Raw genomic sequence first — 23,029 nt, forward strand, 5'->3', positions numbered from 1 at the left:
TTAACCTATAGCAGCAATCAAATGTGCGCTATTTAACAAGATATTGTATGATAGCTAATCATCTTGATCTGTTTATTTATAAGGTATTTTGTGGCGACAATAAAAGATATTGCTAGAGTTGCTGGAGTTTCATTAGCAACTGTATCTAGGGTCATCAACAATGGGCCTAAAGTTGGCGATGAAACACGGGCAAGAATCAAAGAAATAATGAAAGAAATGGGCTATCGCCCAAATGCCAATGCCAGAGCTTTAGTCAATCAAAATAGTACCTCAATTGGGGTCGTTATAGCTGATTTGTCGGATCCATTTTTTGCAACGCTAGCCCATGGCGTCGAAAAAGTAGCTCGTCAACAGAATATACAAGTTTTAATGAGTTCAGGTTCAATCGAAGCTGAGACCGAATTTAAAGCAATTGAAACGCTACTAGAACATAGATGTAAAGCTATGGTAGTTCATAGCAAAGCCTTAGATGACCAAACCTTAATCGACTTCGCATCTCAAGTCCCAGGCTTTATCCTGATTAATCGATATATCGAGGCAATCGCGGATAAGTGTGTGTGGGTAGATAATGTCACAGGTGGCCGCTTGATGGCTGAACATTTAGTAAGCTTAGGTCACAAAAAATTAGTCATGGTTGCAAGTAAACATCAAATCGACGACCCACTAGCAAGACTGGATGGTATTAGACAATATTTAAAACAAAATAATATAGAGCTCGCTGAAAATGCCATTGAGTACAGCACACCAGATCAAGAAGGTGGTGAAATAGCGATGCAGAACTTACTCGCTAAAGGCATTGAGTTCACAGCAGTGCTAGCATACAACGATGCAATGGCTTCTGGTGCTATGTCTATGTTACAAGACCACAACCTTAGGGTGCCGGAAGATATCTCTATAATAGGTTATGATGATGTATTACTTGCGCGTTATTGTAGGCCTAAATTAACAACCATAAAATATCCAATAGAGTTAATGGCTACCAGAGCGGCTGAATTAGCACTTAGCTTTAATGCGCAGAATGCTGAAACAAAAGCTTCAACAACCTATAAATACACACCAACCTTAATCAAAAGAGACTCAGTTAGTAAGTTATAAATTTTTAAGCTCTAAAAATTAGTTAACTTTAGCATTACTGATTCGCTAATCAAGGAAACTCAATAAAACAAAGTGCGAAACGACATAACCTCTTGTGGAATTGATAAAGCAATTCGTTTAGAACACTAAACTTGGTAAATTCGGCTTAAGAAAGCTTTTTCTCAACTCAACTTTCAAATTTACAAAGAATTGATATTTAAAAACAAAAAATCCGGCAATTGCCGGATTTTTAAAAGGATAAATTCAAGCTAATTAGATGTATTGAACTTCAACAACTTCATAGTCAACTTGCTTTGCAGGTGTTGTTAAAGTGAATGCATCATCCACTTCTTTACCTATCATGGCACGTGCGATAGGAGAATTAACTGATATTAAGTTTTGTTTAATATCAGCTTCATCATCGCCCACGATACGATAAGTCACTTGCTCTTCAGTATCTATATTTTCTATCGTTACTGTCGCACCAAAGATAACTCTGCCATTGTTTGGCATCTTTGTTACATCAATAATTTGCACATTAGACAATTTAGCTTCAATTTCTTGGATACGCCCTTCGCAAAAACCTTGCTGTTCCCTAGCCGCGTGATATTCAGCGTTCTCTTTTAAATCGCCATGCTCACGAGCATCTGCTATCGCATTTACAATTGCAGGACGGCGTACCGTTTTAAGTTCATTAAGCTCTTCTCTTAATGCTTTCTCACCTGCAACCGTCATTGGAAATTGATTCATTAACTGATCCTATTGTGCAATGCTTGTACTGAATTAACTGTATTTCTATCGTCTGCTGAATGCGCTAAACAAGTCGCAAATGCCGCATTCAATGTCGTTGTGTAGTTAACTTTGTAACGTAAAGCACCACGACGAATTGGCACTGAATCTGTAATAGCTTGACGGCCTTCAGTCGTATTTACTATATAGCTATATTCACCATTTTTGATGTTATCCACTATATGAGGACGACCTTCAGATACCTTATTCACAACTCTAACCTCGATGCCAGCTTCTGCAATTATTTTAGCAGTGCCTTTAGTCGCATCAATATCAAAGCCAACAGATGATAAGTTTTTAGCCAATTCTACAACACGTTTTTTATCGCTTTCACGGACTGAAAGTAAAACTCTACCCGCTTGTGGAATTGAATCCCCAGCGCCTAAACGAGACTTAGCGAAAGCTTCAGCGAATGTATCACCAACCCCCATAACCTCACCAGTAGAGCGCATTTCTGGGCCTAAGATAGGGTCAACACCTGGGAATTTGTTAAATGGAATAACAACTTCTTTGACAGAGTAATAAGGTGGTATAACTTCTTTAGTAACACCCTGCTCTGCTAAGCTCTGGCCAGCCATTACTCTAGCAGCCACTTTCGCTAGCTGCACACCTGTCGCTTTAGATACAAAAGGAACAGTACGCGCGCCACGAGGGTTAACTTCGATTAAGTAAATTTCGTTATCTTTAACCGCAAACTGAGTATTCATTAAGCCAACAACGCCAAGTTCAAATGCGAGCTTTTTAACTTGTTCACGCATTCTATCTTGTACTTCAGCGCTTAAGGTATATGGTGGTAATGAACATGCTGAGTCACCTGAGTGAACACCGGCTTGCTCGATATGCTCCATAATACCACCAATTAATACTTGCTCACCGTCACAGATAGCATCAATATCAACTTCAACCGCATCATCTAAGAAATGGTCAAGTAGAACAGGAGAATCGTTAGATACCTGTACAGCTTCGTTTAAGTAACGTTTTAAGTCATTAATGTCATAAACGATTTCCATCGCACGGCCACCTAATACATAAGATGGACGAACAACTAATGGAAAGCCGATTTCGCCAGCACATGATAAAGCTTCTTCCATTGTTTTAACGGTTGCATTTTGTGGCTGTTTTAAGCCTAAACGTTCAACTGCGTGTTGGAATCTTTCTCTATCTTCTGAGCGGTCAATCGCATCTGGTGAAGTACCAATAATTGGAACACCATTCGCTTCTAAATCGCGAGCCAATTTAAGTGGTGTTTGACCACCAAACTGAACGATAACGCCTTTTGGCTTCTCTAAACGAACAATTTCTAATACGTCTTCTAGTGTGACAGATTCAAAATATAAACGGTCAGAAGTATCGTAATCTGTTGAAACCGTTTCAGGGTTACAGTTCACCATAATGGTTTCGTAACCATCTTCACGTAAAGCCATTGACGCATGAACACAACAGTAATCGAATTCAATACCTTGACCAATTCTGTTAGGACCACCGCCTAAAACAATAATCTTGTCTTTATCTGTTGGCTGAGCTTCACACTCTTCATCATAGCTTGAATACATATAAGCTGTTGAAGTAGAAAACTCTGCAGCACAAGTATCAACACGCTTATAAATTGGGAAGATATTATTTGCATGACGCTTCTTACGGACTTCGCTTTCAGAAACACCGATTAAATCTGAGATGCGTGAATCTGCAAAACCTTTGCGTTTTAAGCTATACAAGAAATCTTTATCTAAGCCAGCCATGCCTTTTTCAGCAATCGTTTTCTCAGATAAGATTAAATCTTCAAGCTGTACTAAGAACCAACGATCTATTTTAGTAATTGCGAAAATATCTTCAACTGACCAACCCGCTCGGAATGCATCAGCTATATACCAAATACGCTCAGCGCCTGGCTCTTTTAATTCGTGACGAATTTTCGCTTCAGCTTCAGGCTCATTAAGATCGATAATTGGGTCTAAACCAGAAACACCAATCTCAAGACCACGTAATGCTTTTTGTAATGATTCTTGTTGGTTACGGCCAATCGCCATCACTTCACCGACAGATTTCATTTGCGTCGTTAATCTGTCATTTGCACCAGCAAATTTTTCGAAGTTAAATCTTGGGATTTTCGTTACAACATAATCAATAGAAGGTTCAAACGATGCAGGTGTTTTACCACCAGTAATGTCATTTGCTAGTTCATCAAGCGTGAAACCAACTGCTAATTTAGCTGCGATTTTAGCAATTGGGAAACCAGTTGCTTTAGAAGCTAACGCAGAAGAACGAGATACACGAGGGTTCATCTCGATAATAACCATACGGCCATCTTCTGGATTAACACCAAACTGAACGTTAGAACCACCCGTTTCAACACCAATTTCGCGTAATACCGCTAAAGAAGCGTTACGCATGATTTGATATTCTTTATCTGTTAGGGTTTGAGCAGGGGCTACCGTAATTGAGTCACCAGTGTGAACACCCATAGGATCGAAGTTTTCAATAGAACAAACAATGATACAGTTATCATTTTTGTCTCGAACCACTTCCATTTCATACTCTTTCCAACCGATTAATGACTCATCGATCAATAATTCACTAGTTGGAGAAAGGTCTAAACCACGAGTACAAATCTCTTTAAATTCTTCGATATTGTAAGCAATACCTCCGCCTGAGCCACCCATGGTGAATGACGGACGAATAATACATGGAAAGCCAATACGTGATAAAACATCTAAAGACTCTTCCATTGAATGAGCGATTTCAGCACGAGGGCATTCTAAGCCGATCGACTTCATTGCAGCATCAAATCGAGATCTATCTTCTGCTTTATCAATTGCATCAGCAGTTGCGCCGATTAATTCACAGCCAAATTTTTCTAAAACGCCATGCTTATCTAAATCAAGTGCACAGTTAAGTGCAGTTTGGCCACCCATAGTTGGTAACACAGCATCAGGACGTTCTTCTTCAATAATTTTAGCAACAACTTCCCAGTGAATTGGCTCGATATAAGTCGCATCAGCCATTTCAGGGTCAGTCATGATAGTTGCAGGATTAGAGTTAACTAGAATAACTCTATAGCCTTCTTCTCTTAAGGCTTTACAGGCTTGAGTACCTGAATAGTCAAATTCACACGCTTGGCCGATAACAATTGGGCCAGCGCCTAAAATAAGTATGCTTTTTATGTCAGTACGTTTTGGCATTGCAGTATCCCAATTAAGCTTTGTTTTTTGCAGAGTCTTGCATTAACTCAATAAAGTGATCAAATAAATCAGCTGCTTCATGTGGACCCGGACTTGCTTCTGGGTGACCTTGGAAACTGAATGCTGGCTTATCCGTTCTGTGAATACCTTGCAAAGAACCATCAAATAATGATTTGTGCGTTGCTTTTAAGTTAGCCGGTAATGTAGTTTCATCTACAGCAAAACCATGGTTTTGTGCTGTAATCATTACATTGCCTTTTTCTAAATCTTGTACTGGGTGGTTGCCACCGTGATGACCAAACTTCATTTTGATAGTTTGCGCACCGCTCGCAATCGCTAATAATTGATGACCTAAACAAATACCAAATACTGGTAAGTTGTCTTGCGCTAGGATTTCAGTTATCGCTTCGATAGCATAATCACATGGCTCTGGATCACCTGGGCCATTTGATAAGAATACCCCATCAGGCTTCATAGCTAAAACTTCACTTGCTGGTGTTTGAGCAGGCACAACCGTTAAATCACAACCGCGATCTGCTAACATACGTAAAATATTACGTTTAACCCCGAAGTCGTAAGCAACAACTTTAAATTTGTTTGTTTCTGGTTGAGTATGACCTTGACCTAATTGCCAAGTACCTTCAGTCCAAGCATAAGCTTTGTCTGTCGTTACTTCTTTAGCTAAGTCCATGCCTTTTAAGCCAGGGAATGCTTTAGCCAGTTTTAAGGCATTATCAGCATCATCACCAACTAAAATACAACCATTTTGCGAACCTTTCTCACGTAAAATACGCGTTAATTTACGTGTGTCTATGTCTGCAATTGCAACTATATTACGTTGAACTAAGTAGTCAGACAGACTTTGCTCATTACGGAAATTAGAAGCTAACAAAGGCAAATCGCGAATTACTAAACCTTTAGCCCAAATAGTTGAAGACTCTTCGTCTTCTGCATTAGTACCAGTGTTACCAATGTGTGGGTAAGTTAATGTAACAATTTGCTCTGCATAAGAAGGGTCAGTTAGAATTTCTTGATAACCTGTCATTGAAGTATTAAATACTACTTCACCAACAGATGAACCATTTGCACCAATCGAGGTGCCCTTAAATACAGTACCGTCTTCGAGTACTAACAAGGCGCTTTCAGCCAAAACGACCTCCTGAACATTAAAAAACGGGAGCTATTTTATAAACAGCCACCCGTTTTTAGGAATCTGAGAACACGGCGACATTCGCCGAAGATAAATCTTGTCTATTCTAGTTGAAATGATTTAACTTTGCTATTAAAAATTTAAAAACACATAAAAATAATAGTTTATTCAACAAAAACAGATAAAACCGATAAAAGTCTGAGTTAAAGCATTAAAAAATTGCGAAATTAATCTTTTAAACCTAATACATCTTGCATATCGTATTTAGCGACTTCTTTGTTAGCCAGCCAGTGTGCAGCTCGTACAGCACCCTTAGCAAAAGTTAATCGGCTAGACGCTTTATGAGTAATCTCAATGCGCTCACCAATATCAGCAAACATAGCAGTGTGCTCGCCGACAATGTCGCCCGCTCGAATCGTCGCAAAGCCAATCGTGTTAGGGTCTCGCTCGCCAGTATCCCCTTCACGGCCATAAATTGCACTTTTCTCTAAATCACGGCCTAAAGTGTCCGCTATAACTTGTCCTAATGCCAAAGCTGTACCTGAAGGTGCATCTTTCTTAAATCTATGATGTGCTTCCCAGATTTCAATATCTGTATATTCACCCATGACTTTTGCAGTTGTTTCGAGTAATTTCATTAACAAATTAACGCCAACACTCATATTTGCAGCAAAAACAACAGGAATTTGGCTCGATGCCTTATCAATTTCAGCTAATTGCGCTTTGCTAAAACCGGTTGTACCAATCACGATTGGTTTTTTATTTTCTACACACCAATGTAGATTTTGAATACTTGCATCAGGCAAAGTGAAATCAATGTAAACATCAGCTAGTTCAGTACCTTGTTGCGCTGTTGAAGTCACTAATCCAAGTTTACCTATTCCAGCAACTTCACCTACATCCATACCTGTAAATGCAGAACCATCTCTAACTAAAGCATGAGTTAACTGTACATCTGAATTATCTTGCGCTGCTTCTATCAACGCACGCCCCATCCGACCATTACTGCCGAAAATACCGATCTTTGTCATTTGTTTGCCCTTAAATCTAAATCTGCGCGCATTTTATACCTAAAGGGGTTTGAAATGCGAATTTAGCCGAAAAAAATTAACGCGCGGCAGTCGCTAAGATAATTTCATCTAGATTCGAGTATTCTTGACCACCTAGTCTAGCTAGAGGATCTAGCTGTTTAGCATCCAGTGTAAATCTATCCCCATTTTGTTCTATCGCGGAATCATCAACAAAAACTTGCTTAACTTCAACAAAAACGAGTTGCATCGGCTTGTCGCCTATTTCATCTACTTTATATAAATCGCATGCCAAAGCAATTGGGCTTTCTGCAACTCTTGGTAAAGTAGAACCATCAAAATCAGCTAATTCAATATTAAACTCATCTATCTCTGATTGGCCCCTGTCTAGCGATTTTGCACTGTTATTAACGTCATTCACTTGCTGCGCATGCGCAATATGCACCACACATTTTTGTGTTCTAAGCAAGTTCGTTAAAGTATCTTTATTTTTTTGGTCGACTCTTTTTCCTGAAGAAAACATTAAAATTGGCGGTTCGCTACTGACCGCGTTAAAAAATGAGTAAGGTGCAATATTATAGCTTTGGTTGTCATTTGCAGTTAATACCCAAGCAATTGGCCTAGGTATAATAGCTTGAGTTAACAAAAAGTAGTTTTGCCGTGGTGATAATTTAGTCGCATCAATATACATATTTAATCTCTAAGTGCGTTAAGTTTGATGTCTAAGCTTTAGCGTCAGTTGATCTGATTACTTTACCAGAAAGTACAAACTGGCAAGTGCATTTTATTTGCCGCAGCGTATAATGGCTATTTTCGTTTACTAAAATTTAATCTCGGTTAAAAACTTAAATGCGCACTGATAATTTTGAAAATCGTTTTGGCGGAACTCGCAGATTATATGGCGAATCAGGACTAACAAAATTGCAGCAATCACATGTTGTTGTAGTTGGAATTGGTGGCGTTGGCACTTGGATTGCTGAAGCGCTCGCTCGCACAGCAATAGGAGAAATAAGCCTTATAGATCTAGATGATATTTGTGTTTCTAACACTAACCGCCAAATTCATGCAGTCACCGGCAATTATGGCAAATCAAAAGTGGCGGCAATTGCAGATAGAATTCTATCAATTAATCCAGATTGCAAAGTAAACCAAATTGAAGATTTCATCATGCCTGATAACTTGGCTGAACTGCTGGGTGGAGAGATTGATTACGTAATTGATGCAATCGATAATGTTAAAGCAAAATCCGCTATGATAGCTTGGTGTAAACGCAATAAAATAAAAATCATCACCATTGGTGGGGCTGGCGGTCAAACAGATCCAAGTCAAATTAAAATGGCCGATCTAGCTAAGACTACCCAAGATCCTCTACTCGCTAAAGTCAGAAACACATTGCGCCGAGACTATAATTTCTCTAAAAATTTAAAGCGAAAGTTTTCTATTGATGCTATTTATTCAACGGAACAATTAAAATACCCGACAAATGAAGGTGAAGTTTGTTTACAAAAACCAGATGTTACAGGTCCAGCTAAACTAGACTGTGCTACGGGTTTTGGTGCCAGCACTGTCGTGACTGGTACATTTGGTTTTTTTGCAGCAGCTAAAGTGATTAATTATATCACTAAGTAACGATTGTAAGCCAAATGTAAACACTAAGTAAATTTAGGTGACGGTTTAAATTTTACTGATATAAAGCAGATAATAACGCTAACACCTAGCAATTCGTTGTGCGTTAGATTTTAAACTTTACTATTTGTTAGGATTTAACCAATGAAAAAACTTTTATCAATTGCATTTGTAATCACAGCTTTTGTTGCCCAACCTTCGTTTGCGGGTGATAAACCTTCTAAAGAGGAGAGAAAAGCGCTTGCAAAAGAGTGTCGTGTTGAAGCAAAAGCAGAAAACATTGATATGAAAGATAAAGAAGCAATGAAAAAATATATGGGTAAGTGTATTAGAACTAAATTCAAAGCTAGCTCAGCAGAATAGTTTTAACCAGCCTAAAGCAAAAAGCCAAACTCACATTCACATTAAGTTTGGCTTTTTATTACAGTCCAAGTTTAATTGAACTTAGTGATTTTCACTTACCATATTAATAGTGTATTTAGGCACTTCTACCACTAAATCTTCATCCGCAATAATCGCCTGACAACCCAAACGAGATTCTGGATCTAATCCCCAAGCTTTATCTAACATGTCGTCTTCAAGTTCATCGCTTTCATTAAGCGAATCAAACCCTTCCCTGATAATGACATGACAGGTTGTACATGCACATGATTTTTCACAAGCATGTTCAATATCAATACCATTTTTAATCGCAACATCTAAAACAGTTTCACCCGTTTTTGCTTCAGCAACCGCACCATCAGGACAAAGTTCATCATGAGGTAAAAATATAACTTGTGGCATAATTAAATCTCGTCTACTTGCTGCCCAGCTAGGGCTGAGCGAATTGAATGATCCATTCTGAGAGAAGCGAAGTCTTGTGATTTAGCTTCTAACAATTCAGTTTCTTTTTTGATTAAATCAGCATCATCAAGTTCAGTTACCTGCTTAAGCTGAGCTATTTGGTCTTTTAGTTCTGATAAACTTTGTTGGCTTAATAAATCGCTATCTTGTTCTATTGCACTTTCAACTGATTCAATTAATCTAGCTGCGTCTACTTTGAGTTCAGCTAAACGTCTTGCTTCAACATCATCTTTGGCATTTTCAATAGAGTCTTTAAGCATAGTTAAAATTTCAGACTCTTCTAAACCGTAACTTGGTTTAACAGCAATGCTAGATTGCACCCCAGTTGATTTTTCTTCCGCGGTTACAGATAACAAGCCATCTGCATCAATTTGGAAGGTTACTCTTATATGTGCCGCTCCAGCAGCCATGGCTGGAATATTATGTAGCTCAAATTTAGCGAGTGAGCGACAATCTTTAACGAGTTCCCTTTCACCTTGAACCACATGAATTGCCATCGCCGTTTGACCATCTTTAAAAGTAGTAAACTCTTGTGCTTTAGCAACCGGAATGGTTGTGTTGCGTGAAATAACTTTTTCGGTTAAGCCACCCATAGTTTCTAGACCAAGCGATAGTGGCACTACATCTAATAACACCATGTCCGAGTCAGGCTTATTGCCAACTAAAATATCAGCTTGAATACTTGCACCTATGGCAACAACTTCATCAGGGTCAATTGATGATCTTGGTTCTAGATTAAAAAACGATTCAACTTTAGAGCGAACTAATGGCACACGAGTAGAACCACCAACTAAAACTACATCGTCAATTTCACTAATATCAAGTTCCGCATCTTTTACCGAACGACGACATGCAATTAACGTTTTCTTAATTAATGGCTCTATCAATTCGTTAAATACGTCTAATGTCAGCTCTAAGCTAACTAGCTTACCATCGTCTAACTCTATATTGATGATAGTGCTATCCGCTAAGGTTAAACTTTCTTTAGCAGCTTTAGCTTGCTCTTTTAATACACGTCTTAATCTAGGCGATAATTTTTCTGGTAGCTCTATATGCTGCTTAAACCAGTTTACGATTACTTGATCAAAGTCATCTCCACCAAGCGCAGAATCACCGCCTGTAGCAAGTACTTCGAAAACGCCTTTGTCCAGTTTTAAGATAGAGATATCAAATGTACCGCCACCTAAATCGTAAACCGCAATCACACCATCATGTTTTGCATCTAAGCCATATGCGATTGCAGCTGCTGTTGGTTCATTTAATAAGCGTAATACTTTTAAGCCAGCAATTCTTGCGGCATCTTTGGTACACTGACGCTGTGCATCATCAAAGTAAGCAGGTACTGTAATCACAGCACCTTGTAATTCATCACCTAGTGATTTCTCGGCTTGTCTTTTAAGTTCAATCAAGATTTCTGCTGAAATTTCAATCGGTGTTTTATCACCTTGAGGCGTTGCTATTTTCACTAAATCTTCATTACTACCGTTAAATTGATACGGCAATTCTGGATAGCTTTGTGCGACATCAAGCGCTGAACGTCCCATGAATCGCTTGACCGATAAAATGGTATTTTCTGCGTCTAATTGCGCTTGATTTAATGCCTCTTCACCAACAATAATTTCATCTTTTGTATAACGAACAACAGAAGGTGTAATTTTTTTATTGAATTGATTAACTAGAGGTGTCGCTTCACCGCTTCTCACAGCTGCGACTAATGAATTTGTTGTGCCTAGATCAATACCAACAGCGAGCTTTCGCTGATGAGGCGCTGCTGATAATCCAGGTTCAGAGATTTGTAATAAAGCCATAATTGTCTTAGTTGTAAGCGTTACACTTGAGCAACTTGGTCTTCAAGCCTTTCAAGTTCTGTTTGTAATTTAACGATGAATTTCAGTTTTCTAACTGAATCTGCAGCTTCATTATAAAGACTTTCAGCAAGCTGAGTGGCTAATTGGTTTTGAAATAACTTAACATGTTGTGCTAACTCTGCTTCAAACTCAACAATCGCATCGAATGGATCTGGGTTGTTCTCTATATCTTCTAGATGCTCACGATATTCCATTTGTTGCATTAAAAAAGCAGTATCTTGTATGGTTTGAGTTTCATGCGCTATATCTAAACCATTTAAGCTTAAGATATACTCTGCTCTAGCAATTGGAGATTTAAGCGTTGTAAAAGCATCGTTAATCTCAGCTGCTTTTTTTACCGCTAGCAATTTTTCACCATCACTTGCATTCGCATATTGATCTGGGTGAAAGTGGCGTTGCAATAAACGATAATCTGCAGCTAGCTTTTTACTATCTAGTTCAAAGCTAACTGGCAGTTTGAATAAATCAAAATAGTTCATGATTTCGACCAAGTCCTATACATGGAAACTTTCGCCACAACCGCACTCATCAGTCACATTAGGATTGTTAAATTGAAATCCTTCATTTAGACCTTCTTTAGTAAAGTCGAGCTCTGTTCCATCTATGTATAGCAAAGATTTAGCATCAACAATTATTTTAACGCCTTTCTCTTCAAATACTTGATCGTCTTCATTTAATTCATCAACAAATTCAAGAATATAAGCCATACCAGAACAGCCAGATGTTTTCACACCTAAACGTAAACCGATTCCTTTGCCGCGATTTTGTAAAAAATGACTCACTCTTTGAGCCGCAGTTTCAGTAACAGTTATTGCCATTCTGTGTAACCTCAGTCTTAGTCTTGTTTTGCTTTATAATCTTCGATTGCTGCTTTAATTGCATCTTCAGCCAAAATTGAGCAGTGAATCTTTACCGGAGGTAAAGCAAGCTCTTGAGCAATTTCAGTATTAGTGATGCTTTTTGCTTCATCAATTGACTTACCTTTAACCCACTCTGTTACTAATGAGCTAGACGCAATTGCAGAACCACAACCATAAGTTTTAAATTTAGCATCTTCGATAATGCCCGCTTCAGATATTTTAAGCTGAAGCTTCATTACATCACCACAAGCAGGTGCACCAACCATACCAGTCGCAATACTTGGATCATTTTTATCAAAACTTCCAACATTGCGTGGATTTTCGTAATGATCAATTACTTTTTCACTGTAAGCCATTTGACTAACCTCACGTTAACTTAGTGGTGGACCCACTCAACTTTACTCAGATCGACACCGTCTTTAAACATATCCCACAACGGCGACATCTCGCGTAATTTCTCGATAGCGCCTTGTACAACGCTAATAACATAATCAACTTCTTCCTCAGTCGTGAAACGACCAAAGCTAAAACGAATTGAGCTATGCGCTAATTCGTCATTTAAACCTAAAGCTCTAAGCACATAAGAAGGCTCTAAACTTGCAGAAGTACAAGCAGAACCAGAAGAAACAGCCATATCTTTAAGTGCCATAATTAATGACTCACCTTCAACAAAGTTGAAGCTGATATTCAAGTTGCCTGCAACTCTTTGTTCTAAATCGCCATTAACATAAACTTCTTCTAGGCCTTTAACGCCATTAAGTAACTTATCTCTTAATACTTGTAATCTTTCGTTTTCTGTTGCCATTTCTGCTTTAGCAATACGGAAAGCTTCACCCATGCCAACAATTTGGTGAGTTGCTAAAGTACCAGAACGGAAACCTCTTTCATGACCGCCACCATGCATTTGCGCTTCAAGACGGATACGAGGTTTACGACGAACATATAAAGCGCCAATACCTTTAGGGCCATAAATTTTATGAGCTGAAAAAGACATAAGATCAACTTTTACATTTTGTAAATCAATCTCAACTTTACCTGCACTTTGTGCAGCATCTACGTGGAAAATTGTCTTATTAGCACGACATAACTTACCAATAGCAGCTATGTCTTGGATCACACCGATTTCATTATTAACATGCATCACACTAACAACGACAGTGTCTTCTCTTAATGCTGCTTTAAATGCGTCCATATCAATTAAGCCATTCGGCATAACGTCTAAATAAGTAACTTCAAAACCTTTACGCTCTAGCTCACGACATGTATCTAAAACGGCTTTATGCTCTGTTTTAACTGTGATGATGTGCTTGCCTTTTTTAGCATAAAAATTAGCCGCACCTTTTATCGCTAAGTTGTTTGATTCTGTAGCACCCGAGGTGAACACAATTTCTCGAGGATCTGCATTCACTAACTCTGCAACTTGTGAGCGAGCAATATCAACTAACTCTTCAGCTTGCCAACCAAACCTGTGTGAACGAGATGCAGGGTTGCCGAATGTGCCTTCCATAGTCAAACAGTCAATCATTTTCTCAGCAACTCTTGGGTCAACCGGTGTGGTTGCTGAATAATCTAGATAGATTGGTAACTTCATCAATTTCTCCGCGGGAAATGCTTATAATTGGGTGTCTACTTCTATCTCATCAAGCGAAATTTTGCCTAATGCAAAAGCAGAATGCGTTGCTTGTTTTTTATCTTGACGACTAGCAACAGCCTTAACTTCTTGTTGCTCGACTAATTCAAGCAAACTAATATCATTTAAAAAAGATGCGATTCTATCGCTCAAATCACGCCATAGACTATGAGTTAAACAACGAGTACCACCTTGGCAACCTTCCTTGCCATGACATCTCGTTGCATCAACTGATTCGTCAACTGCAATGATAATTTGTCCGACAGAAATATCATCTAACTCTCGACCGAGCAGATAACCACCACCTGGACCACGAACACTTGAAACTACACCTTGTTTACGTAGGCGAGAGAATAATTGTTCAAGATAACTTAGAGAAATATCTTGTCTTTCAGATATATCAGCCAGAGGCACAGGACCTGTTTTTGAATGCAAAGCGACGTCAAGCATAGCTGTTACTGCATATCGGCCTTTGGATGTTAATCTCATGACAAATTCATTCCTCTAAAAACTTATGAGAATTATGCAAAAACCTAGTAAATTAGTCAAGTATTTACCTGAGTAATTTAGTCAAGTTTTATTCATACTGTAAATATTAAATATTTGAGCGGAACAAAAGATGCCATGTGAGAGACAAATTAGGCGCGGTATTATAAGCGATGAGGCATGATAAATAAACCTATTGTCTAGATTTACTTCATTTATAGACGGACTTATCAAATACTTGTAGATCAAATAAATTATCTGCTAGTTATTTATAGAGAAATCAGTTTCATCCAGTTAAGATATCCGGCAATTAATATTTATGAGCTCAGCAATCTGAATAGCAGAAAATAAGCGCCTTCTGGCACGTTTAGCTCTAGAACAGTATTCAGTTTAAGTAGACTTGTATTTAAGACTTATATAGTTAAAGGTTATATATGACAGCAAAAAGTGGTATCTCAAGAATGTTTTCAGCTTTATGGACGAGCATAAATGTCAGTCGAAAAATCCTCTTAAATTTAATTTTCTTTGGTTTTATAGGTTTGCTCATTATTGCAATTTCAAGCGAAGGTGAACCTATAGTGGTAAATGATGAAACTGCCTTAGTGCTTGATCTTTCAGGGGTTGTCGTTGAACAAAAGACGGCTATCAATCCTGTAGATGAGTTTATTGGTGAGGCGGTCAACCAGTCCAATCAACCAGCTGAAGTGCTATTAAGTGATGTATTAACTGTTATTGAAGCAGCGACTCAAGATGATCGCGTTAAATTAATTGTATTAGATTTGAAAAACTTAACCGGCGCTGGCCTCAACAAATTAGAAAGCATAGGTGACAAGTTAATTGAATTTAAACAAGCGGGTAAAAAAGTCTATGCTATAGGCGACCACTTTAATAAAAGCCAATATTTTTTAGCGAGCTACGCTGATGAAATAATGCTAAACCCAATGGGGTTTGTATTGCTAGACGGCTATAACAATTATCAAATATATTTCAAATCTGCGTTAGAGAAACTCAAAGTTTCAACTCATGTTTTTAGAGTTGGTACCTACAAATCTTTTGTCGAGCCTTTTATTCGTGATGATATGAGTGACGAAGCTAAAGCCGCAAATAAAGCTTGGCTTGGAGATATATGGGACTATTACAAAACAGCAGTTGCGGCTAGACGCAAGGTACAGATTTCTAATTTTGACGAGCAAATTTCTGATTTTGAAACCAAGTTTAAAGCCTCTAATTATGACTTTGCAAAATATGCGCTTAACTATAATTGGGTTGACAAACTATCAAGCAGGGAGCAAATAGAACAAACCATTGCAGAACAAGTCGGTTGGCAGAAAAATAAACAAACCTATAATAAAATTCAATTTTCAAAATACTTACAACTCGTTAAAGTGCCTGAATGGGCTAATCAAGAACCCAATAAGATAGCAGTTATCGTTGCTAGAGGTTCAATTCAAGATGGCAATCGTCCAGCGGGAGAAATAGGTGGCGACAGCACAGCTAAACTGCTAGAACGAGCTAGGTTAGATGACAGTGTTAAAGCAGTTGTAATAAGAATAGATAGCCCGGGTGGTAGTGCATTCGCTAGTGAAATCATTAGGCGTGAATTAGACTTACTGAAAAATGCGAACAAACCTGTCATTGCTTCAATGAGCTCTGTTGCTGCATCTGGCGGTTATTGGATTGCCAGTAGTGCAGATGAAATTTGGGCTCATCCTACAACAATCACAGGTTCAATTGGTGTTTTTGGCATGTTTCTCACTGTAGAAAAATCTTTAGCCGAAATTGGCATACACACAGATGGTGTTTCAACAACGGAATGGCCAGCCCTGACGCCTACTCTTGCTTTGAATAATTCAGTTAAACGTGTTCTACAAAAAAGTACAGAAACCACTTACCATAAATTTTTAACTCTAGTTTCCGAAAATCGTAATATGTCTTTAGACGATGCAGATGCCGTAGCGCAAGGCAGGGTTTGGAGTGGCCAAAAAGCACTAGAATTAGGCTTAGTGGATAAGCTTGGAAATTTAGAGCAAGCCATAAAATCTGCAGCTGCTTTGGCTAATGTAACTAAATTTAAAGTGACTGTAATTGAAAAAGAATTAACGCCTCAAGAGCAATTTCTAAAGGAAATACTCGGTAAAACGGCTCAAGCTTTCAGTGTTGGCGAGAACCATAATAGCTCAAGTATCAATCCGATTGTAAATCAGTTAGCCAAAGAATATCACAAGCTAACCCGCTTTAATGATCCACAAAATATTTATGCTTTGTGTGAAATTTGTGAAGTAAATTAATTTAAACTGGAGTTGAGTCTATTTAAGGCTCAATTGTATTTTCTGAAGGTGTTTTAGAAGAAATAGTAAGTAGAAGATCTATATGCGGAAACAAAAATTTTTGTTCCGCATATTTAATATAGTTATTCAGTTAATTAAACTGGAACTACGTTAGTTGCGCAAGGACCTTTTTGACCTTGACCAACTTCAAACTCAACTCTTTGGCCGTCGTTTAAAGTAGCATAACCTGAAACTTTGATTTCTGAATGGTGAACGAAAAGATCTTTGCCACCGTCTTCAGGAGTAATAAAACCAAAACCTTTATCAGCGTTGAACCACTTAACTGTACCTTTACTCATTGTTGCATTCCTAATATTTATAAAATTAAAATTAATATGATTGTTTCTGTCTTAACGCGTACTTTATCAAAAGTACTATGACACTTAATTGAGTTAACAATACAGCTAAGCTCATAAAGCCAGAGCCATAATTAATTTAAATAACTATAACGCAGGACGAGCACTAGAAAAAAATATCATAAAATCTAACATGCTAACCAAAAATATTTCGATTAACCAAATACATTCTAAAGCAATAATTCAAATATGTAACTGTGATCATTAAAATTTAATAAAAATAATTACATTTATCCGTTTATTGAATCTTAAAAACAAAAATGCCACGTTAAACGTGGCATTTAGAAAGTAGATTAAAGGTAAAATTAATCTTCTAGTAAAATTCTTAGCATTCTACGTAATGGTTCTGCTGCGCCCCATAATAATTGGTCACCAACAGAAAACGCCGATAAATATTCACCGCCCATTGCAAGCTTACGCATACGGCCAACTGGTACATTCAAAGTGCCTGTTACTTTAGCTGGCGTTAGCTGAGAAATCGTTGCTTCTTTTTCATTCGCAACTAATTGTACCCAATCATTATGACCAGAAATCATATCATTGATTTCGTCCATTGGGATATCTTGTTTTAGCTTGATAGTGAAAGCTTGACTATGACAACGCATGGTACCAATACGAACACATAAACCTTCAACTGGAATTGCATTGCCATCTAGACCTAAGATTTTATTAGTTTCAGCGCCGCCTTTCCATTCTTCTCTACTTTGACCGTTACCTAAGTCGCTATCAATCCATGGGATTAAGCTACCTGCTAATGGCACGACAAAATTATCTTTAGGAAAACCGTCTGAATTTAAAGTTGAAGTAATCTTTCGATCAATTTCTAAAATTGCACTGGCAGGATCTGCTAACTCAGCTGAAACTGAATCGTTCAAAACGCCCATACCTGCAATAAGCTCTCTCATATGCTTAGCACCACCACCTGAAGCAGCTTGGTAAGTCATAGAAGTGATCCAGTCAATGGCATTATTTGCGAATAAACCACCTAATCCCATCATCATTAATGAAACAGTACAGTTACCACCAACAAAAGTTTTAACACCTTTAGCTAATCCGTCTGTAATAACATTTTTATTCACTGGATCTAAAACGATGATAGCACTGTCATCCATTCTTAAAGATGATGCTGCATCTATCCAATAGCCATTCCAACCTGATTGGCGTAGTGAAGGGTAAACGGCTTTAGTGTAATCACCACCTTGACAGGTAATGATAATATCCATCTTTTTAAGCTCATCAATATTATTAGCATCTAATAACACGCCAGCGTTTTTACCAAAATTTGGTGCTGCTTGACCTGCTTGAGATGTGGTGAAAAAGACAGGTTCGATTAAGCCAAAGTCATTTTCTTCGACCATACGGTTCATCAGCACAGAGCCAACCATACCGCGCCATCCAACTAATCCCACTTTTTGCATTAAGAAATTCCTCGATGAGCTATTTAAATAAGAAGTTAAGCCCCATATGATACAAAATTTTAGTACCATCGGCTATAGATTCAAACAGAGAAATTAGCTAATTTCAGATAAAATGGTCTCTCGCCACAAGGATTCAGCCATCACATCAGCTGTTGATTCAATTTGATCAAGCCAAGTTTTCCCAATTAGATGATCGAATTCATGTTGAAAAATTCTAGCAATAAAACCATCAAATTTAACTTGATATATTTTACCAGCTACATCTTGATAGCTTACTTCAATCCACTCATATCTATTAATTAGCCCTCTTAATCCAGGAACAGACAAACAGCCTTCCCAATCTTTTACCTTATTAACTGAAGTACTTTTTATGGCCGGATTAATTAGTACCAAAGGTTCCATATCGGGTGCGTGTGGATATCTAGGGTTAGGCTTTGAAGCTATGATCATTATGGCTCTAGAATCAAATACCTGAGGGGCGGCAATTCCAACTCCATTTGAGCGTTTAAGCTGCTCAAGCATGGCTTGTATAAATTCAATTAAGTTAACCGAATTAAACTCGACAACAGGCGTTGCCACTTGTTGTAAAATACTTTCACCAATTTGTGCAATTTTCAACCTAGTCCTCTCTCGTTTAACAAAAACATACTGTTATTTGAACGTATAATAATCCATTAAAACTTTTCCGTTTAGGTTAATTAACTGAAAAGCCTGATCACACTTAAGTATAATCAGACTTTTCGTATTGTTGGATACAAGCTTAGCTTTAGATTATGAAAATGAAGCTTGGCTTATTCGTAGTTCCATTTGACGACCCAAGGGTCTTCTGTGTGTTCTTGGAAAGCTTTAAGCTTAGTCATCAATTCTTGTTTAATGGCTTGATAATCCGCATTGTCTGCTAAATTGTTACCTTCCGCAGGATCTATCTCAACATTATACAATTCAAATTTAGGCCTATGGATATAAGCATCTAATGTGCGAGCTCCAAATTTATTTAAATTTCGATTAATCGCACTCTGCCAAGTTGAAGAAATAAATAAGTCAGAAGCAAATGGGTAATCGAGTCCACTGGCAATGTTCCAAATTAACTTATACTTGCCTTTACGGACCATTCTCATCGGGTAATACATAGTGATTTCATGAAAAGTATGTGAGCCATAAACTTCATTCCATTCTTTAGTGTTCGCTTTGCCCTGAATCACGCCTTTAAAAGAACGGCCATGAAAATCTTGTTGACTATATTTTACCCCTGCCACATCTAGAATGGTTGGTGTTATATCTGGCCAAGAAACCATTTCATCAAGTACTTTACCCGAGCTAAATTCATAAGCTTCAGGTAAGCGAACAATTAATGGTAATTTAACACCCGGCTCGTAAATTGTCGTTTTAGCACCTGGCATAGCCGTTCCATTATCTGACAAATAGATAAACAAGGTATTGTCATAAACACCAGCCTCTTTTAGCTGCTTAACTAATTCTCCTGCTGTGTCATCTACTCGCGATACAGATTGATACAACTCGGTTAATTCTCGACGTGTCTCTGGGGTATCAGGTAAATAATCTGGTACCTCTACCTCCTCTGGTTTGTAATCTAAACGTGCCATGCCTTCGCCATTGTCACGTTTGTTACCAAAAGTATTGTCGCCTAAGGTGTTAAAACTGTGATCTCTGTGCGGATCATTCGTCGCCACATAAAGAAAAAATGGTTTATCTGTCTTTGCAGATATAAATTTTTTCGCGGCATGAGCCATACCTATTGTATTGCGCGAACCATCATCATTGGTTCCTTTAAAATCATTTAATACTTTGTCGAATTTATAAACTGCAGCCGGACCTATGTGGTATTTCCCTACTCGGGCTGTGCGATAACCAGCTTCTGATAATCGAACTGGTAAACTCTTAATATCATTAAAAGTGCGAAAGTGGTGGTAACCATGTTCATGACCATATTGACCATTTTTATGATTATGCAAGCCAGTTAATAGCACAGAACGACTAGCGCTGCAGCTAGCTGTTGTCCCATAAGCGTTATTAAAGCGAGCGCCTTCAACCGCGAGTTGATCTAAATGAGGTGTACGAATAACCTTATTACCATATGCGCCAAATACTTCTCGACCATGATCATCTGCAACCATTAATACTATATTCGGTGCTTTAGTTGCAGCTAAAGCAAAAGGTAGTAAAACCACACTCGACAGCAAGGCTATCATGCCTTTTCTAATTACAGGAACAAAACTCCGCACTTTCCTCTCCTATTGATACTCTAGAATATTGAAGCAAATTGTAAGTGTTCAATAGAATACCTATGTTGCAGCTTTCGCATGTAACAATTTGTAATAAGAATTGTTAATTTACAATTCTTAACAGGCTAAACAAAACATTAAGCTCACCTAAACTTGGTTTATAGCCTTTAGCACAAACAGTCTATAGCTTGCTGGTTTTAATTGGCAGCACGGTCAAATAGATAAAGTAAAAAAGTAGTCGTTGGACTATCTATTCTGGAAGGATAAGATTGGACGCTTCTTTGGATTACAGCTAGCTTTTTAAAGGCAGCTGCATTATTCGCTGAAAAGGAGTATTACCAAAATATGGCCTCAATATAAAGACCAGCTAAAACATAAGAGTGATTAGAATTCACTAACACTCTTATGTTTATCAAACGATACATGCATTGCATCAATACTTAGCATGCTAATGAGATTAAACAACACCCTTGATTGCAATATTTAAGGCTTCTTCTCTAGAATTAACAAACAAACTCGCATTCAGCTGCTTATTCATTCCACATAGCTTATTCTTATTAGTATCAGACTGACAAACCACACTAACCGTTTTGTTTGATTCTAACGCCTCTAAAATCATATTTTCAATTGATAAAGAAATTGTATCATCAATTAAAGATACGTCTGTTAAATCGATAACCACAGAGTCATGCTCAGCAATGGCCGAACGTTCTCTAGATAAAGCTTTAGAGACACCGAATATCATAGGTCCACTGAGGTAAAAGTATAGGATTTTACCTTTGCCGGAGTTAAGTAATTGACGTTCACGTTCGGATAAAGGCAACTCATCATCCAAATCTGAAATAGCCTTAATCTGCTTAGATTGGCTTCGACTCAGCTTTTCTATGATAATTATATTAGCGGCAAAGAGACCAATTCCAACAGCTACCATTAAATCAACCAAAACTGTCAGTAGTAAAACTGAATACATGATTAAAGTAGATTGCCAAGAGACTTTATGCGCTCGCTTGATAAAGCTCCAATCTAAAATGTTAATACCTACTTTTACTGCAATCGCAGCTAATAATGCCAATGGTATTGTACTAATAAGTGACGCCGCGCCAAATAATGCAACTGCTAGAACCAGTACGCGTGAAACACCAGACCATGCGGTTCGTGCGCCGGCTTGTATGTTAACAACGGTTCCCATGGTCGCACCCGCACCTGGCAAACCACCAAATAAGCCTGATGCTAAATTACCAATACCTTGACCAATTAATTCTTTATTCGACTTGTGTTCAGTTCGAGTTAAGTTATCTGCGATGACAGACGTAAGCATAGAATCTATACATCCGAGCATGGCTAACACAAGCGCATCAACAATCATAGTTTGCCATTGAGAAACGGTAAAAGTTGGCATAATCATATCTGGAAAACTAACAGATACTTCACCAATACGGCGAATATCATCACCATTAATAAAGTAAATTGATGCTATGGTCACCAATACAAGTGCAATGAGCTGGGCTGGTATCACTTTAGTCAGCTTTTTAGGCGTAAAGAAAAGCATCGCAAGTGTGACAATAAATAGAGCAAATTCAGCAGGATGAATATTGGAAAATATATCAGATAGACTTGTTAGCGTACCAATAACACCACCACCAGGTGCTGCTTGGCCTAAAGCGGGTGCAATTTGCATCACAATCAAAATACAACCAATACCAGACATGAAGCCTGATACCACGCTGTAAGGCATCAGTGTAATATATTTACCCAGCTTCAATAATCCAAATATGATTTGGAATACACCCGCAAGCATAACCACAGTGAAGGCCATCGCTAAGCCATTTTCAGGATCTGCTGCTATTAAGGAGGCAATAACAGCTGTCATCAATACTGTCATTGGTCCGGTTGGTTCAGAGATCAGTGTTGGTGTGCCACCAAAAATTGCAGCAAATAGGCCTACCAATAAGGCACCATACAAGCCAGCTTCAGGCCCTAAACCAGATGCAACGCCAAATGTCAGTGCTAAGGGTAAGGATACAATTGCAGCTGTCACGCCACCTAAAATATCACCGCGTAAGTTCAAGCGATGAAATAAATTGAACATCAAATCATTTACCTCCGATATTTTAGCGACATTGTAGCTAACTTAACTTAAATGTAAATTCAG

The 23,029-nt window shown here is 38.1% G+C and carries 21 protein-coding genes; 4 read left to right on the plus strand and 17 right to left on the minus strand.

Annotated elements, in window-relative coordinates:
• The first annotated feature begins 90 nt into the window (after positions 1 to 90).
• Complete coding sequence (locus XM47_RS09185) at positions 91 to 1,095, plus strand: LacI family DNA-binding transcriptional regulator (protein ID WP_048691837.1); 1,005 nt, start codon at positions 91 to 93, stop codon at positions 1,093 to 1,095.
• A gap of 252 nt (positions 1,096 to 1,347) precedes the next feature.
• On the opposite strand, the gene greA is transcribed toward XM47_RS09185, so the two are convergent.
• The 5 genes from greA to XM47_RS09210 all read right to left on the minus strand — a co-directional run bounded on the left by greA (position 1,348) and on the right by XM47_RS09210 (position 7,911).
• On the minus strand, positions 1,348 to 1,824 hold the full coding sequence (greA, locus tag XM47_RS09190; protein WP_048691838.1) for a transcription elongation factor GreA: 477 nt from the start codon (positions 1,822 to 1,824) through the stop codon (positions 1,348 to 1,350).
• Positions 1,824 to 5,042: a carbamoyl-phosphate synthase large subunit gene (gene carB, locus XM47_RS09195; protein WP_048691840.1), complete on the minus strand. Its 3,219-nt coding sequence runs from the start codon at positions 5,040 to 5,042 to the stop codon at positions 1,824 to 1,826. Before carB ends, greA begins: the two co-directional genes overlap by 1 nt.
• Positions 5,043 to 5,055: 13 nt before the next feature.
• Complete coding sequence (carA, locus tag XM47_RS09200) at positions 5,056 to 6,192, minus strand: glutamine-hydrolyzing carbamoyl-phosphate synthase small subunit (RefSeq protein WP_048691841.1); 1,137 nt, start codon at positions 6,190 to 6,192, stop codon at positions 5,056 to 5,058.
• Positions 6,193 to 6,419: 227 nt separating this feature from the next.
• Positions 6,420 to 7,223, minus strand: coding sequence for a 4-hydroxy-tetrahydrodipicolinate reductase (dapB, locus tag XM47_RS09205; RefSeq protein ID WP_048691843.1), 804 nt, complete (start codon positions 7,221 to 7,223; stop codon positions 6,420 to 6,422).
• 76 nt (positions 7,224 to 7,299) lie between these two features.
• Positions 7,300 to 7,911 carry a flavin reductase family protein gene (locus XM47_RS09210; RefSeq protein ID WP_048691845.1) on the minus strand — a complete coding sequence of 204 codons (612 nt, stop codon included), beginning with the start codon at positions 7,909 to 7,911 and terminating at the stop codon, positions 7,300 to 7,302.
• A 158-nt stretch (positions 7,912 to 8,069) separates the two neighbouring features.
• On the opposite strand from XM47_RS09210, the gene tcdA reads away from it, so the two are divergent.
• The gene (gene tcdA / locus XM47_RS09215) at positions 8,070 to 8,849 is read left to right on the plus strand and encodes a tRNA cyclic N6-threonylcarbamoyladenosine(37) synthase TcdA (RefSeq protein ID WP_048691847.1); all 780 of its coding nucleotides are present in this window, start codon (positions 8,070 to 8,072) and stop codon (positions 8,847 to 8,849) included.
• Between the two features lie 141 nt (positions 8,850 to 8,990).
• Positions 8,991 to 9,209 (plus strand): hypothetical protein, encoded by a 219-nt coding sequence (locus XM47_RS09220; protein WP_048691849.1) that lies wholly within the window; start codon positions 8,991 to 8,993, stop codon positions 9,207 to 9,209.
• A gap of 81 nt (positions 9,210 to 9,290) precedes the next feature.
• On the opposite strand, the gene fdx is transcribed toward XM47_RS09220, so the two are convergent.
• Genes fdx through iscR form a run of 7 tightly spaced genes read right to left on the minus strand, consistent with a single transcriptional unit; the run spans position 9,291 to position 14,536 of the window.
• The gene (fdx, locus tag XM47_RS09225; RefSeq protein ID WP_048691850.1) at positions 9,291 to 9,629 is read right to left on the minus strand and encodes an ISC system 2Fe-2S type ferredoxin; all 339 of its coding nucleotides are present in this window, start codon (positions 9,627 to 9,629) and stop codon (positions 9,291 to 9,293) included.
• Positions 9,630 to 9,631: 2 nt separating this feature from the next.
• Positions 9,632 to 11,497 (minus strand): Fe-S protein assembly chaperone HscA, encoded by a 1,866-nt coding sequence (hscA, locus tag XM47_RS09230; RefSeq protein ID WP_048691852.1) that lies wholly within the window; start codon positions 11,495 to 11,497, stop codon positions 9,632 to 9,634.
• 20 nt (positions 11,498 to 11,517) lie between these two features.
• Positions 11,518 to 12,036 carry a co-chaperone HscB gene (gene hscB, locus XM47_RS09235; protein ID WP_048691854.1) on the minus strand — a complete coding sequence of 173 codons (519 nt, stop codon included), beginning with the start codon at positions 12,034 to 12,036 and terminating at the stop codon, positions 11,518 to 11,520.
• Between the two features lie 15 nt (positions 12,037 to 12,051).
• Complete coding sequence (gene iscA / locus XM47_RS09240; protein WP_048691855.1) at positions 12,052 to 12,375, minus strand: iron-sulfur cluster assembly protein IscA; 324 nt, start codon at positions 12,373 to 12,375, stop codon at positions 12,052 to 12,054.
• 17 nt (positions 12,376 to 12,392) lie between these two features.
• Complete coding sequence (iscU, locus tag XM47_RS09245) at positions 12,393 to 12,773, minus strand: Fe-S cluster assembly scaffold IscU (RefSeq protein ID WP_048691857.1); 381 nt, start codon at positions 12,771 to 12,773, stop codon at positions 12,393 to 12,395.
• Between the two features lie 20 nt (positions 12,774 to 12,793).
• On the minus strand, positions 12,794 to 14,008 hold the full coding sequence (locus XM47_RS09250; RefSeq protein WP_048691859.1) for an IscS subfamily cysteine desulfurase: 1,215 nt from the start codon (positions 14,006 to 14,008) through the stop codon (positions 12,794 to 12,796).
• A gap of 21 nt (positions 14,009 to 14,029) precedes the next feature.
• Positions 14,030 to 14,536, minus strand: coding sequence for a Fe-S cluster assembly transcriptional regulator IscR (gene iscR / locus XM47_RS09255; RefSeq protein ID WP_048691860.1), 507 nt, complete (start codon positions 14,534 to 14,536; stop codon positions 14,030 to 14,032).
• Positions 14,537 to 14,967: 431 nt separating this feature from the next.
• Between iscR and sppA the strand changes: the two genes are divergently transcribed.
• Positions 14,968 to 16,821 (plus strand): signal peptide peptidase SppA, encoded by a 1,854-nt coding sequence (gene sppA / locus XM47_RS09260; protein ID WP_048691862.1) that lies wholly within the window; start codon positions 14,968 to 14,970, stop codon positions 16,819 to 16,821.
• 134 nt (positions 16,822 to 16,955) lie between these two features.
• Here sppA and XM47_RS09265 read toward each other — a convergent pair whose 3' ends face one another.
• The 5 genes from XM47_RS09265 to XM47_RS09285 form a co-directional block, all read right to left on the minus strand.
• Complete coding sequence (locus XM47_RS09265) at positions 16,956 to 17,159, minus strand: cold-shock protein (protein WP_048691864.1); 204 nt, start codon at positions 17,157 to 17,159, stop codon at positions 16,956 to 16,958.
• A 362-nt stretch (positions 17,160 to 17,521) separates the two neighbouring features.
• Positions 17,522 to 18,634, minus strand: coding sequence for an aspartate-semialdehyde dehydrogenase (asd, locus tag XM47_RS09270; RefSeq protein WP_048691866.1), 1,113 nt, complete (start codon positions 18,632 to 18,634; stop codon positions 17,522 to 17,524).
• Between the two features lie 93 nt (positions 18,635 to 18,727).
• Entirely contained in the window at positions 18,728 to 19,252 is a 525-nt protein-coding gene (gene def / locus XM47_RS09275; protein ID WP_048691867.1) for a peptide deformylase, read from the minus strand.
• A 173-nt stretch (positions 19,253 to 19,425) separates the two neighbouring features.
• The gene (locus XM47_RS09280) at positions 19,426 to 20,877 is read right to left on the minus strand and encodes a sulfatase family protein (protein ID WP_216595978.1); all 1,452 of its coding nucleotides are present in this window, start codon (positions 20,875 to 20,877) and stop codon (positions 19,426 to 19,428) included.
• A gap of 457 nt (positions 20,878 to 21,334) precedes the next feature.
• Positions 21,335 to 22,966 (minus strand): SulP family inorganic anion transporter, encoded by a 1,632-nt coding sequence (locus tag XM47_RS09285; RefSeq protein ID WP_048691871.1) that lies wholly within the window; start codon positions 22,964 to 22,966, stop codon positions 21,335 to 21,337.
• Positions 22,967 to 23,029 lie beyond the last annotated feature (63 nt).

Origin of the sequence: Catenovulum maritimum (genome assembly GCF_001050375.1) — a bacterium.
GTDB lineage: Bacteria > Pseudomonadota > Gammaproteobacteria > Enterobacterales > Alteromonadaceae > Catenovulum > Catenovulum maritimum.